The 13469-nt window shown below is 37.9% G+C and carries 12 protein-coding genes and 1 pseudogene; 9 read left to right on the forward strand and 4 right to left on the reverse strand.

What is annotated here, in order from left to right:
* The first annotated feature begins 42 nt into the window (after positions 1–42).
* The 5 genes from H6G06_RS11415 to H6G06_RS11435 all read left to right on the forward strand — a co-directional run bounded on the left by H6G06_RS11415 (position 43) and on the right by H6G06_RS11435 (position 4630).
* Complete coding sequence (locus H6G06_RS11415; RefSeq protein WP_190560135.1) at positions 43–1179, forward strand: NAD(P)/FAD-dependent oxidoreductase; 1137 nt, start codon at positions 43–45, stop codon at positions 1177–1179.
* Between the two features lie 277 nt (positions 1180–1456).
* Complete coding sequence (locus H6G06_RS11420) at positions 1457–2308, forward strand: alpha/beta fold hydrolase (protein ID WP_190560137.1); 852 nt, start codon at positions 1457–1459, stop codon at positions 2306–2308.
* Positions 2309–2704: 396 nt separating this feature from the next.
* The gene (locus H6G06_RS27365) at positions 2705–3001 is read left to right on the forward strand and encodes a hypothetical protein (RefSeq protein ID WP_242039664.1); all 297 of its coding nucleotides are present in this window, start codon (positions 2705–2707) and stop codon (positions 2999–3001) included.
* Between the two features lie 121 nt (positions 3002–3122).
* Positions 3123–3716, forward strand: coding sequence for a protoporphyrinogen oxidase HemJ (gene hemJ / locus H6G06_RS11430; protein WP_190560141.1), 594 nt, complete (start codon positions 3123–3125; stop codon positions 3714–3716).
* Positions 3717–3769: 53 nt separating this feature from the next.
* Positions 3770–4630 (forward strand): DUF6671 family protein, encoded by an 861-nt coding sequence (locus tag H6G06_RS11435; protein ID WP_190560143.1) that lies wholly within the window; start codon positions 3770–3772, stop codon positions 4628–4630.
* 535 nt (positions 4631–5165) lie between these two features.
* Here the strand turns inward: H6G06_RS11435 and H6G06_RS11440 are convergent.
* From H6G06_RS11440 to H6G06_RS11455, 4 genes are all read right to left on the reverse strand, one after another.
* Positions 5166–5600: a hypothetical protein gene (locus H6G06_RS11440; RefSeq protein WP_190560144.1), complete on the reverse strand. Its 435-nt coding sequence runs from the start codon at positions 5598–5600 to the stop codon at positions 5166–5168.
* Between the two features lie 37 nt (positions 5601–5637).
* Entirely contained in the window at positions 5638–6132 is a 495-nt protein-coding gene (locus H6G06_RS11445; RefSeq protein ID WP_190560146.1) for a hypothetical protein, read from the reverse strand.
* Positions 6133–6620: 488 nt separating this feature from the next.
* Positions 6621–9386 (reverse strand): M16 family metallopeptidase, encoded by a 2766-nt coding sequence (locus H6G06_RS11450; RefSeq protein ID WP_242039665.1) that lies wholly within the window; start codon positions 9384–9386, stop codon positions 6621–6623.
* A 376-nt stretch (positions 9387–9762) separates the two neighbouring features.
* A complete protein-coding gene (locus H6G06_RS11455; RefSeq protein WP_190560148.1) occupies positions 9763–10635 on the reverse strand; it encodes a DUF4388 domain-containing protein in 873 nt (290 codons plus the stop codon).
* Positions 10636–11378: 743 nt separating this feature from the next.
* Here H6G06_RS11455 and H6G06_RS11460 point away from each other — a divergent pair.
* The 4 genes and pseudogenes from H6G06_RS11460 to H6G06_RS11475 all read left to right on the forward strand — a co-directional run.
* Positions 11379–11933: a GNAT family N-acetyltransferase gene (locus H6G06_RS11460; RefSeq protein WP_190560150.1), complete on the forward strand. Its 555-nt coding sequence runs from the start codon at positions 11379–11381 to the stop codon at positions 11931–11933.
* 221 nt (positions 11934–12154) lie between these two features.
* Entirely contained in the window at positions 12155–12331 is a 177-nt protein-coding gene (locus tag H6G06_RS27370; protein ID WP_242039666.1) for a hypothetical protein, read from the forward strand.
* Complete coding sequence (locus tag H6G06_RS11470) at positions 12324–12761, forward strand: PIN domain-containing protein (protein ID WP_190560152.1); 438 nt, start codon at positions 12324–12326, stop codon at positions 12759–12761. Before H6G06_RS27370 ends, H6G06_RS11470 begins: the two co-directional genes overlap by 8 nt.
* Before the next feature lie 36 nt (positions 12762–12797).
* Positions 12798–13469 (forward strand): annotated as a pseudogene (locus H6G06_RS11475) (RpnC/YadD family protein); the annotation flags it as partial.

A 13469-nucleotide genomic window follows, 5' to 3' on the forward strand; every position in this document is an offset into this window, starting at 1 on the left:
GGGAAACTCTTTACTCTTCACCCATCACTGTTTACAAAAGTTATGAATATAGTAATTATCGGTTGTGGTGTAGTTGGGGCGGCGATCGCATATCAACTCAGCCAAGTTAAAGGTTTAAATATCACTGTTTACGACAAAAACCAACCCGCACAAGGCTCAACAGCTGCTGCTCTCGGTGTTTTGATGGGCGTAATTAGCCATAAAACCAAGGGTAAAGCTTGGCAGATGCGCGAAGAAAGTATTAAACGCTATGAAACTTTAATTCCTGAACTGGAAAGCATCACAGGGCGCAAAATCCCTTGTAACCGTCAGGGTATTGTCATGCTGTTGTCGGAGGACTTAGAACACCCTTTAGAAAGTGGTGTGGAAGTGATGACAGAATGGGAACAATTGCGGGAAGTTCGTAAATCTCAAGGTTGGCAGTTAGCTGTTTGGGACAAGGAGAAACTGCAAAAGTTCTGTCCACAAATTGATGATCCCACTGTTATTGGTGCTGTTTATTCTCCTCAAGACCGTCAACTTAACCCCACGGCTTTAACTTTAGCTTTGGTGGATGCGGCTCAACGCAATGGTGTAAAATTTAAGTTTGGTGTGGCTGTACGCAATCATCAAGCGCCATCTTCGGAAATAGTACAGATCATGCCGACTGTTACTGAACAACTTAAATCTATTGAAACTTCAGAGGGTACAGTTAGCGCAGATTGGTTTATTGTTGCTGCTGGTTTGGGTTCAACATTACTGACTAGACAATTAAATCAAAAGGTAAATATTCGTCCAGTTTTAGGACAGGCTTTATATTTAAGTTTAGGACGGGTTTTAGGAAATCCTGAGTTTCAACCGGTGATTACTGGTAATGATGTTCATCTTGTGCCTATGGGTAGTGGTGACTATTGGGTGGGGGCTACGGTAGAATTTCCCAATGATGCAGATGAGATTCTTGCAAAGAAAGAGTTGTTGGCATCTTTGCAAAAACAAGCGATCGCCTTTTGTCCAGATTTAGCTGAGGCGAAAATTCTCCGTACTTGGTCTGGTTTGCGTCCCCGTCCTGAAGGTAGACCAGCACCTGTGATTGATAAATTACCTGGTTTTAGTAATGTTGTTTTAGCCACTGGTCACTATCGTAATGGTGTTTTACTCGCACCTGCTACAGCTTTAGCAGTACGGGATATGATTAGTTAGGTGACAGATTACAGGTTACAGGTTACAGATAATATTTTGTTTAATCCTGTACATCCTGATTCTGACAACAAATATTTTGTGATAGTTCTTCCTTATCGAAATCTATTATATCAGGTTTGGAGATGGAAGTCAACAGATTTATCTCTGCAAATGCGAGATTTTTTTGTGAAACTTCTCTTACCCATTTATAGGATGATAAAAGATCATTATCCAGATCCCCGACTTCTTGGAGAAGTCGGGGATATATAAAGTTGCATTTTCAGGATAGGAAAATAGAGTGGCAATACAAGAACATAAAATAACAGTAAATTCATTAGAATGGTTTTATCGGGAAGCTGAACCGATTGGACAAAGTGACTTATTACCAGTGGTATTACTACACGGCATAGTTTCCCAAAGTTATAGCTGGAGAAACATTATACCAGCTTTAGCAGCACAAGGAACAAGAGCGATCGCACCAGATTGGATTGGTTACGGCTTTTCTGGTAAACCCGAAAAACAAGATTTTGCCTACACTCCCGACGCATTTATCAAAGCTTTAGATGAATTTATTCAAACAATAGAACTAAAACGTTTTTCCTTAGTTGTGCAAGGTTTTTTAGGTTCAGTTGGCTTACAATATGCCTTACGTCATCCTGAAAAAATCGCCAATATAGCAATTTTAAATACTCCCATTTCCACATCTGCTAAACTACCTTGGAAAATTCAACAAATGGGTTTACCATTAGCAGGTGAAGTCATGACACAAGACCCATTATTAGTGGATAGAACCTTAGAAGGTGGATGTCGTTACCGCATCGAAGATAAAGATTTAGATATTTATCGCAAACCGTACTTAAAAAGTTCTGCATCTGGTAGGGGTCTGCTGTCAACAATTAGAAATTTGCAACTAGACAAAGCCATGACAGAAATAGAAACTGGTTTTAAAGCATGGCAGAAACCGATTTTATTACAATGGGGAATTATAGACCCTTGGTTATCTGTAGATATTGCCGAAAGTTTTATGAAATCTGTACCTGATGTGGAAATAATCAAACTCAATAATGTGGGACATTATCCCCAAGAACATTATCATGAGGTAATTTTACAAGACCTGTTACCCTTTGTGCGTCGTTCTCAGTCGAATTAGTGCATAGCACAAGTAACATCGTTCCTCGTTCCCATAATCTGTATGGGAATGAGTTTAAGAAGGCTCTGGCTTCTATTAAATCAGAGGCAGAGCCTCTATAGTAGCATTCCCAGTCAGAGACTGGGAACGAGAAATAATGAGCATTGGCAATTATATTGTAAATCTACTAATATATATTCAGAACATAGTCATAGTCTGGTTATGATGAATTTGTCAAAATTTATTGCTTTTACTTTAACAGGTTTTACCTTGTGTTCCGCCACTATATCCATAGTTTCAAAGCCTACAATAGCTGGTGAACCAATTAGGGATAGAAATTGCAAATTTCATGATCCAACAAAAGAGACTTATCAGAAAATAACACCTCAAAACAGAGGAAATTCTTGGTTAACCAAGATGTTTCAAGTTAATAATCAAAGATACTATTTACGAATGCTCAGATTTCCTGATTCCACAGGGGTTTTCTGTCTGGGAATTCCTAATAAGCAGTTACCAAAAAGGTTGATAAATGCTGAACTGATTCAAAATAAGCTGATTGAAAAATTTGAACAAGATGCTTCTCAACCAACTAATTATATAGTGACGGTGAAAGGAAGTAAAAATGAAAACATTTTAAGAACTACTTATAGATTAAACCTGAGTAACCCCCAACAGCCAAAATTAACCAAGATTTTGGTAGTGTACAAACGTTAAATTATTGTTACGATAATTCACAGTTTTTAACCTGATTTGTATCCTTGTCAACAATTACCGTAACCTGAATAATGAGAGTAAATGCAATCATCTGTAAATTGATTAAGGTAGGTTAGGATTCATGGCTTATTCCTGGTTTAAAGCATTTCACATTATTGGCTTTGTGGTTTGGTTTGCAGGGTTATTCTACCTTGTGCGTCTGTTTATCTACCACGTGGAAGCGAACCAAGAACCAGAACCCGCAAAAACGATACTGAAAAACCAGTATCAAATTATGGAAAAGCGTCTCTACCATATTATCACCATCCCAGGAATGATAGTAACGGTAGCGATGGCTATTGGTATTCTTTCCACTAACCCAGATTTATTAAAAGAAACCTGGTTACATTTTAAATTAGGGTTTGTGGGTATTTTGCTAATCTATCATCATTATTGTGGTAGGTTGATGAAAAAGTTAGCCGCAGATGAATGTAAGTGGAGTGGACAACAATTACGAGCTTTAAATGAAGCACCGACTTTGTTATTAGTCGTGATTGTGATGTTGGCTATTTTCAAGAATAATCTACCTACAGATATCACTGCTTGGCTGATTTTTGGTTTAGTGATTTTCATGGCTGTGAGTATTCAGATGTATGCGAAAATCCGCAGACGCAATAAAGAGAAGATGTTGGCAGAAATGAATCAAGTTAATCAAGTTCCCCAAGCACAAAGTTAGGTTTTAAGGTGGGCTTTGCCCACCCTAGAAGAATTGAGGAGTTAAAAATTAAGATGACAAAGCAGTTATTTAATAATCGTGTAGCTGTTCTGGCCACAATGCACCATAAAGAAAAAGTAATTGCCCCATTATTACAGCAAGGATTGGGAATACAAGTTATAGTTCCTCAAAACTTTAACACCGATACTTTTGGCACATTTACCAGAGAAATAAAACGCCCAGATACGCAAATTGCTACTGCTAAATTAAAAGCTGAGAAAGCACTTGAGATCACAGGAGAAACTATAGCTATTGCCAGTGAAGGTAGTTTTGCACCTCATCCCAGTTTTCCTTATATTTATGCTAACAGAGAAATTATTGTTTTTTTAGATCAAGAAAATGAATTAGAAATTATTGGTGAGGTATTTTCAACAGAAACAAACTTTAATCATCAAGTTGTCAATAATCTGCAAGCAGTAGAAGCATTTGCCCTCAAAGTTGGCTTTCCTGAACATGGCTTAGTGATTTGGTTTGAGAACTCAAATAATAATAATCCGGAAGTTATTAAAGGTATAACTACAAAAGAAAAATTACAAGAATCTGTGAATTTCGCCTTAAATAATGCACAAGATGGTAATTTGCATATAGAAACAGATATGCGGGCGCTTTATAATCCTAAGCGGATGAAGAATATTGAAAAAGCTACCCAAGATTTACTAAATAAAATTAATAGCTGTTGTCCTCAATGTTCTACACCAGGGTTTAGTATATCTGAAAAACTAACAGGTTTACCCTGTGAAATTTGCCATCAACCTACTCTCTTGATTATGGCAGTAAATTATCAATGTCGAAAATGTAATTTCCAAGAAAAAATTTTATATCCTGATGGTAAACGATTTGCTGAACCTGGACTATGTAACTATTGTAATCCTTAAATCAAAAGTTTAAATTCACAACTGATAACTGATAACTGATTTAATAAAGCCCCCTCTTGAACGGTTAATAACAAGAGGAGGTTTGGAGCTAAAGTCCGGTAGGGTAATCGGGCTAATTAATATTTAATAATTATTAGCTATTTATCAAGTCCTCCCTAAGATAGATCAATTTTTCTTGAAAACTATCTGTTGGTATAATTTGCAAAAAAAAGCCCCCGCTGTCAGATATCAACGAGGGAATATTGTATTAAAGTTCGTCAGGTGATCGGAATATTTAATTATTTAGTATTTATTGTCTGTATCTTTATTCCTCCATTGGATAGAGAAATATTGAACAATAGGTTAAAAATCGTATATTAAAATACTATTGGTTAATTTTGCAGAAATATAAACACAGCAGAATGCAAGAGTCAGTAAGGGTTTAGGAGTGCTAAACCATTACAGGAGTCAGGAGTACAACCCGCTGGATAAGTCTCTCAACTTTGAGAAACGTCATACCCGGACTTCCGACTTCTTAAAAGAAATCGGCTGTATCCTAAATTTTAGGATTCTCTTTTAAAGACTCTCTAACTTTTTCAATTTGGTTATAAGGAAAAGAATTTATTCTTAATTCTCTTTCTATGATGTAGAGACTGCTGAGTATAAAACTAATTATAGCTAAAGTGTACATTGTACCTGAAAAGCCATTGAGAATTTTGAATTCTGAATTTTTTAAACGTTGTTGTGAACGTTTTTCTTTACCCATTAATAATACTAGATAAAATTTACGTTTAAAAAATGGGATAGAAAGCCTCATATCTACCGCAGATGAATTACTAACGCGCTCTATAAATACCCTTTTTAACTCTGATAATTGAGCATCAGTAAAAGTTGCGGCTGTTTGAGCAGGAATACCAGCTAAAATTTTTTGTACAAAAGGGTCTTTTTGATAATTATTTGGATGTGTAGGTTTTGAATGTTTATTAAACATTTTATTTTTGATCCTGTTTTTTGACTATGAATTTGCTTTAAAAGGTAGAACTATGTTCATTATCCCAGCACTTATTATTATTCCAGGTTCTAGTTAATTTCTCGCACTCCTGTTGAGTATTTATCCAAGGGATTGAGGTAGGGAAAACAGAGTGGGTTTTGGTAGGAATTAGAGATTTGAATAAAAATAGTGTGGAGATACTACCACTCACAATCATAAAAAAGAATAAGATTAAAAATAAAATATTACCAAAAGTCCAAAAAGGATATAAGCTTTTTTCGTATTGTAACCGTTGTTTTGAACGACGTTCTTCACCTACCAATAACACCAAATAAAAACTTAGTAGGGGAATAGGAACAGATATTCTCAAATCTAGAGAATGCTCATACCACTCACGTCGTTGAACCCCTTGTTTTATGGCTGCGATTTGCTCTTTTGTAAAAGTGGATGCTATTTCTGGTGAGATTTGGGAGAAAAGTTCTTCAAAGATAGGATTAACATTCAATATTTTTTTATCTGGCACTATTTTCATATTTGTGATTATGTCTATAAATGCAATTTATTAATCAAGTAATTAAAAAATAACACAAGTTTTTCAGGAGCGTTACAGCAATTTCCTAAGAAAATATTTTCGTATATGTACTTAAATAATTAGCAAATGAATCCCTAAAAACTACTTAATTTTTACTATTCTCATTGTTTGTCTCAGACGGTTCGACAACAATACAGCTAAGGAAAAAATACCGAAATTTTGAAGCTGAACCCGTTCCTTTAACTGAGTATGGGAGAATAAAAAAATTGGTGGGTTTCAATCCCCCACCCAATATTTGTCGGATTAGCTGTACTGTATTACTAGCGGTTTACACTTAAGTAGTACGGTTAACTAAGTAAGTGGGCGTTAAAAAATATAATATAAACCTAACCCCCCAACCCCCTTCCCTGCTAGGGAAGGGGGAGTCAAAGCCTCTCTCCTGGTAGGGGAGAGGTTTGGAGAGAGGTTTTATATTTAATTGTGCCAAGTTACTTACCATTGGTTTTACTGTTTCCCGGACCAGCAGTAACAATGACCAGATTTTCTGGTTTGATTAACTCTGCAATTACTTTCTGCACTTGAGTCATGGTGATTGCTTGAATACGCTGGGGAAATTCGCGGATTTCTGCGGTCGATAATCCGGAAACAGCATTGTTTAAAATGATGCTGGCGACTTCGCTAGGATTAGCTAAATCTACGGGATAACTGTTGGTAATTGAACGTTTGGCGGTGTTCAATTCTGCTTCCGTTATACCTTGGGTACGTAATTGTTTGAGTAAAGCGATGGTACTAGCGATCGCTTTTTGTGCATCACCAGGTGCTGTCTGCATGGAAATCAAGAAAGGGCCAGGATTAATTCCCGCAGCAAAACCACTGTAAATACCATAGGTCAAACCCAAGCGATCGCGCACTTCCGTACCCAACCGACTAGATAAGGTATCACCACCCAAAATCTGATTTAGCACCAGTGCAGCATAATAACGCGGGTCTGTGCGAGCGATCGCATTGTAACCAAGGTAAGTGACAGCCTCAGCTTTACCAGGAATTACGGTATTGATTTGTTTCAAATCTGACGGGATATTTACAGTTTTTAGGTTGAGAATAGGGGGTTTTCCCTGAGCTTGCCATTTACTAAAAGCCTGATTTAGCAAGGATTTAACCTGCATTGGTTCAAAATCACCTACTAAAGTCAGCGTTGTAGTATCCGGTCGATAGTATGTGTGATAGAAACTTACCACATCTGCACGATTAATACTTTGTAAACTCTCGACCGTGGGGAAACTGTGGAAAGGATGATTTTCTGGGTAAATTGCTTGCTGAAATACCCGTCTTCCCAGGGTTCTAGGGTCATCTAGCTGGACTTTGAGACTGGTTAATTCTCGTTGACGACTAAGTTCTAACTGCTCAGGGGGGAAGTTGGCATTCTGCACCACATCTGCTATAGTTTCAACTAATATGGGTAAATTCGCAGATAATCCTTGACCAGAAATACTCACACCTTCACGAGTAGCACGAAACTCCAAACCAGCACCTCTATCTTCTAAAGATTGTGCCAAAGTCAGAGCATCTTGAGTTTGAGTACCATTCATTAAGTTGGTAGCAGTCAAAACTGCTAAACCCGCTTTTTGATTGCCATCAAACACACTACCAGCGTTAATTTGTCCACTGATGTTAATAGTGGGAACGCTGCGGTCTGGTAATAGCAGAACCTTCAAGCCATTAGCTAAGGTAAACTGTTGCGGTAGAGATTGTTGAGTGGAATTAGTAGCTGATGTTGTCGGTGGTAGATATTTAGCTAATTCTGCGGGGTCTACAGGTTGACCAGGACTAAAGTTTTCGACAGTGCGACCAGAACCACCGTTAGAAGTTCCAGCTTGACCATCTGCTAAAGTTGGTTCAAAAAAGCCAATTGTTTGTTTTGCGGGGTCGAGGTATTTTTTAGCGACTCGCTGCACATCTTCGGGGGTAACTTGAGCGATCGCACGCAAATACTTTTCAATATAATGATAATCTCCAGCAATAATTTGGTTATAGGCCAATTGACTAGCTTGACTGCTGATATCCTGATTATTCAAAATGAAACTAGCCTGCAGTTGTGTTTTCGCTCGGTTTAATTCTGCCGATGTTACTGCTTCTTGTTGCAATTTTGTCAAACATTTCTGAATTACATCCGCGATTTTTCTTACTTCCTGACCCGGTGCAGCAGTGGCGCTAATCTCATACCAACCAGGTTCTATCAGTTCCGCAGCACTACCACTAACTGAACTAGCAAGTCCCGATTCTACCACAGCTTGATACAGCCGAGAAGTACGTCCACCTGTGAGGATAGCATCCATGACATCAATTGCTGGTACATCGGGATGCTTAATATCGGGTAAAGGATAGACAGCTTGCAATAGTGCTGCACTTCCTGGTTGTTTAAGAACTATTGGGGTTTTTTCAGCAGCACTAACAGCAGTTACAGCAGGAGAAGCTTTAACATTAGTCTTTTTTCCTTTTGACAGTTGACCAAAAGTTGCTTTGATAGCTTTCAGTGTCGGTTCTGTGGCAAAATCACCAGTAACTACTAAAGTTGCATTATCAGGACTGTAGTAATTTTGGTAATAATTCCGCACCTGCTCAACCGTGAATTTCTCTACATCTGCTTTTGTACCTCCCACAGTTAAACCATAAGCACGGTTAGGGAAAGCAGCTTTTCTGACTGCCCGATCTAAACGATATTCTGGTGAGTTTTCATACCCTTGCAATTCAGAAATGACTACACGCTTTTCACTAGTGAGTTGCTCTGAGCCTATTAAAGCATTTTTCATGCGATCGCTTTCCAGAGTCAACAGTGCTTCTAACTTATCTCGCTGCACCGTACCAAAATAAGCCGTTTCATCAAAACTAGTAAAAGCATTAAACTGACTACCCAAAGCACTAAATAACCGACCAAATTGCACCGGACGGTCAGAAGTACCTTTAAACATTAAATGTTCAAGTTGGTGAGAAATACCATTTTCTCCTTTTCCCTCATTGCGAGAACCAACTTTATACCAAACCTGCACACTTACCACAGGTGCAGTATGCACTTCTTTGGTTAGCACCGTTAAACCATTTTCTAATACCGTTTTTTGTACCCCTTGGGTAAAGGAGATTTCCGCAGGGGGTGTAGCTGCTGGTGTTACAGCGTTGGTGACATTGCCAGAAAATGGCAAAACACTCAGAATCAGACTGAGACACAAACCTAAAAGCATATATGAGCGTAGCTTCATAAGCGGTTGAGTTGAGACAACAAAACCCCAGGTTTTGGGGTGAAAGGTGAATTAAAAGGGACTCTTGACTAAGGATTAGGGATTAGAGACTGGGTTTTCAAAGGAAAAGTTATGGCAATTCAGATCATGCCAATAATCTATTTTTCTATATTAGCGAAAGCAAAAATTTCAGCTTGAGTTAATAGCTCAAACCCACAACCTTTCTAAATCAAGGTGTTTCGCACACCTGACAAAGAAGGCTGGAGGCAGAGGGCAGGAGGGAGATGTGGTAGTATTATACACAAATTGTATTACAGAAGCTTATAGCGTTTCCTAATCACATGAGGTACATCACAGTCCCCTCCTCGCTGATCAAACCAATCTTTCAGAGTGATAATTATGACGCTTTAAGCCGCAGAAAACCGACTAGATTTTTGAGGAATGATTGACTAATAGCTGGTTTTTGAACCATGTCAGGTACTGCTTGTATAAAGTTGGGTACAGGAGTAAACTTCGAGTCACTGGATGGACTAGAAACAACCATAAAATTTTCTTTCGTCAAACCAATTACAATTAGTCGAAAGGCAATTTTCTGGACAGTTTTTACACTCATGTTCAGTTGATTGGCAATCTCCTCCAAACAAACCTGTGAGTCAACAAATTTCCACACTTGAGATTCTTGGGCATTGAGCAGCATCTGTGGTTGTTTATGGATCAAACTAGACAATCCTGATTTGGGATCTGGGAGCTTATCTTCAAAAGCTTTCCAGTCTTTGAGCGATCGCAGACAATTTAATATCACCTCAATTCCAGGCATACTCAAACCAGTCATTTCCCCTAACGGCAAAAATGGTATTGGATCAAATTTAAAAACACCATCGCTAACTTGAAATAATGCAGATATCGGTCGCAGCACTTGGCTATTAAATAGCAATTGTAGCTGTTCTGGTTGCAATAATCCCTGAGATTTTAGGCATAACCCCATTGGTGCGTCAATAAAACATGGAGAAGTTTTAGTTACCTCAGAAAGTTCACTGTTATTGAGCCAACCGCGTTTAGTAATCATTCGCATCAAACCCTGTTGATCTGAACGTTCAGAAGCCGCGATCACACGACCTTTGTACAGCCAAATATAGTAAGATTCAGGGTTACTTTTTATAGTTCTTCCATGTTCAAATTCAATGTAAAGTAATCCAGTCTTTTTCCCTCGATCTAAAAATTGCAGCAGTTCTGGCAAGGAAAAATCTGCTAAATTACCAGATGTAGACATTATTAACCTCCTTAATATAAGAATTTAAATATTTGATATTACTGCCCATTAATGTCAAACTTTGTTTAGGTGAAAGGGGATGAATTTTAGTCATTGCAGTTTTCTAACTGCGGTAAAAAATTAGTATTTTATTAAATGTAGGACTTACGCAAGATTGAACTCAAAACCTGATTCTTGCGTAGGGGTAATACCCTTCGGGAAGCAAGCTACATGAATTACCCCTACTTCCGTTCTGTTTTGCGTAAGTCCTGAAATGATGAGATAGAAATTTACGTAATAGAGCAGGAGTCAGGCACAAACCCCTTTTGTAGTGGGAGTTTCATTATCAATTGATGTCCTAACCACCTTAACCTCTGCTATAGTATAAACACGCATCATTTTAGTTATTGTTACTTTTTGTGTATCTGTTCTAGTATGCTGAAATCAACCTAAAATGGACACAGTATAAATACGTGATTATCACTAGGAATAAATAGAAAAATTTTATAGTAACCAATGAATCAATACCGTAATAATACTGAAGATTTCAGTAAGGACAGCACAGAACTTTCACATATTGACTTTTCCCCTGCAATAGCAATGAATGAAAGTATGGGTTAGGCTGTCTTGCGCTTCAACTTATACAATAGTGAATAAACATAACGAGTTTTAAATTGTTCCCAATTTTATGACGAACCATATTCAACCATCCCGACCTAACCAATGGTAAATTGACAGTAAATTCTTGCCCCCGTTTCTAAAATATGTTACTAATTCCCATCAACTTAGAAACACCAAGATTGCTGCTGCGTACCTTTAAATATGGGGATATAAACGCTTTTATTGCTTATCGCAATGATCCTGAAGTTGCTAAATATCAAAGTTGGGATATCCCTTACCCAGAAACAGCGGCCAGAGAATTTATCGAATATCTGCAACAGACAAAACCGGGGACTTTAGGTGAATGGTATCAATTAGGAATTGCACTCAAAACCACAGATGAAATAATTGGAGATTGTGCTTTTTGCATCTTAGCTGAAGATGGACAACAGGCGGAAATTGGTTTTACCCTGTCACGTCAACATCAAGGAAAAGGTTATGCGACAGAAGCAGTAACCTGTTTATTGGCATATTTATTTACAGAATATAAATTGCATCGTGTCCGCGCAAATTGCGACTCGGAAAATATTGCATCTATTCAACTCCTGGAACGTTTAGGAATGCGACGGGAAGGGCATTTTGTCAAGAGTTTGTGGTTTAAGGGTGAGTGGGTAGATGAGTTGTGGTTTGCTATTTTGCGTGAAGAGTGGGAAAGATAGATTAGTTATAATAAGTGATATCATTAATTAGTTGCATTAAATGGTTATATTATGGAACGGGAAGCTTTAACAATCCGTTTTCCCTCGGAACTACTAGCAAAAGCTAGGAAAATCAAAGAAAGTAGCGAATCTTTTAATAGACCTCTCCGGAAATATGGTAGAGACGTTCCGGCGGAACGTCTCTACAAGGGTTTCAAACCACGCACATTTAATTACCGGAGATGTCTAATGATTTAATAGTTGAAGCTTTAGAACGTGAGGTCAAACGGAGAAGGGGATGGGCTGCACATCAACGAATTATTGCCAGAAGCGAAACCGTTAAAGCAAGAACTGGTACACAAGCAAATTCTACCGATATGATTCGCAGTCTCAGAGAGAGTGAGGGGAGACGTGACTAGAGTTTTGTGCATAGATACCAGTGTTTGGATACCTTACCTTGTTCCAGAAGTGTATCAACCTCAAGCTAGAACCTTACTAACAGAAGCATTAAGTTTGAGTATACGTTTAGTAGCTCCTGCGTTTGTTTGGGCAGAAGTTGGATCTGTACTACGGAAGAAAACACGAATAGGAGTCATAACTAAGGAGGAAGCACAAGATTTTTTTGACGACTTCTGTGAATTGCCGATAGATTATATTGAAGATGAAGTAATCAGGGTAAAAAGTTGGGAAATTGCCGAAAAATACGGTTTATCTACCCTTTATGATGCCGCTTTTCTTACTTGTTCTGAAATGACATCTGCTGAGTTTTGGACTGCTGACGCTGCACTGGTGAGACAACTGACACCTAAACCTAATTATTTACGAGAAATAGGGGAGATAATCAATTAAAATTACTCCTATTTTTTAATTCATGAATCTTTGATTATGCAAGAAATAACTGCTAATTTTGATGAATCTTGGAAAGAAGCTTTAACCGAATATTTTGAAAGCTTTTTGACATTCTTTTTTCCGGAAGTTCATCAATTAATTGATTGGACAAAACCACCCCGTTCTCTAGATAAAGAATTACAGGAAATTACAGCTTCATCAGAGACAGAAAAACGAATTGCTGACCAACTTTATCAAGTTTGGTTACTGGACAAACGAGAAGTTTGGATATTAATTCATGTAGAAATTCAAAGTCAATATGAGGTAGATTTTGGGCAACGGATGTATATTTATAATTACCGTTCCTTTGATCTGTATCACAAACCTGTAGTTAGTCTAGCTGTTCTAGGTGATGAAAGGAATAATTGGCGACCTAGTGCGTATGGTTATTCCCTTGGAGGGTGTGAAGTTAGTCTGAAATTTCCTATTGCTAAACTTCTGGACTATGAATCTCGCTGGCAAGAATTAGAAGCTAGTGATAATCCATTTGCTATCATAGTAATGGCACATTTGAAAACTAAAGCCACCACTGGGAATTTATCAGAACGGGAGCAATGGAAATGGACATTAATTCGCGGACTGTATGATAGAGGATTAACAAAAGAACAAATTGTTAAACTCTTTAAAATCATTGACAAAATGATGACATTACCTGAGCAATTACAGCAA

The organism is Anabaena sphaerica FACHB-251 (assembly GCF_014696825.1).
Classification (GTDB): Bacteria; Cyanobacteriota; Cyanobacteriia; order Cyanobacteriales; family Nostocaceae; genus RDYJ01.

Bases quoted from the DNA above. Each gene is read 5' to 3' on its own strand.
- H6G06_RS11415 (WP_190560135.1), top strand. From the start codon at position 43: ATGAATATAGTAATTATCGGTTGTGGTGTAGTTGGGGCGGCGATCGCA.
- H6G06_RS27365 (WP_242039664.1), top strand. From the start codon at position 2,705: ATGTTTCAAGTTAATAATCAAAGATACTATTTACGAATGCTCAGATTT.
- hemJ (WP_190560141.1), top strand. From the start codon at position 3,123: ATGGCTTATTCCTGGTTTAAAGCATTTCACATTATTGGCTTTGTGGTT.
- H6G06_RS11435 (WP_190560143.1), top strand. From the start codon at position 3,770: ATGACAAAGCAGTTATTTAATAATCGTGTAGCTGTTCTGGCCACAATG.
- H6G06_RS11440 (WP_190560144.1), bottom strand. From the start codon at position 5,600: ATGTTTAATAAACATTCAAAACCTACACATCCAAATAATTATCAAAAA.
- H6G06_RS11445 (WP_190560146.1), bottom strand. From the start codon at position 6,132: ATGAAAATAGTGCCAGATAAAAAAATATTGAATGTTAATCCTATCTTT.
- H6G06_RS11450 (WP_242039665.1), bottom strand. From the start codon at position 9,386: ATGAAGCTACGCTCATATATGCTTTTAGGTTTGTGTCTCAGTCTGATT.
- H6G06_RS11455 (WP_190560148.1), bottom strand. From the start codon at position 10,635: ATGTCTACATCTGGTAATTTAGCAGATTTTTCCTTGCCAGAACTGCTG.
- H6G06_RS11460 (WP_190560150.1), top strand. From the start codon at position 11,379: ATGTTACTAATTCCCATCAACTTAGAAACACCAAGATTGCTGCTGCGT.
- H6G06_RS27370 (WP_242039666.1), top strand. From the start codon at position 12,155: ATGTCTAATGATTTAATAGTTGAAGCTTTAGAACGTGAGGTCAAACGG.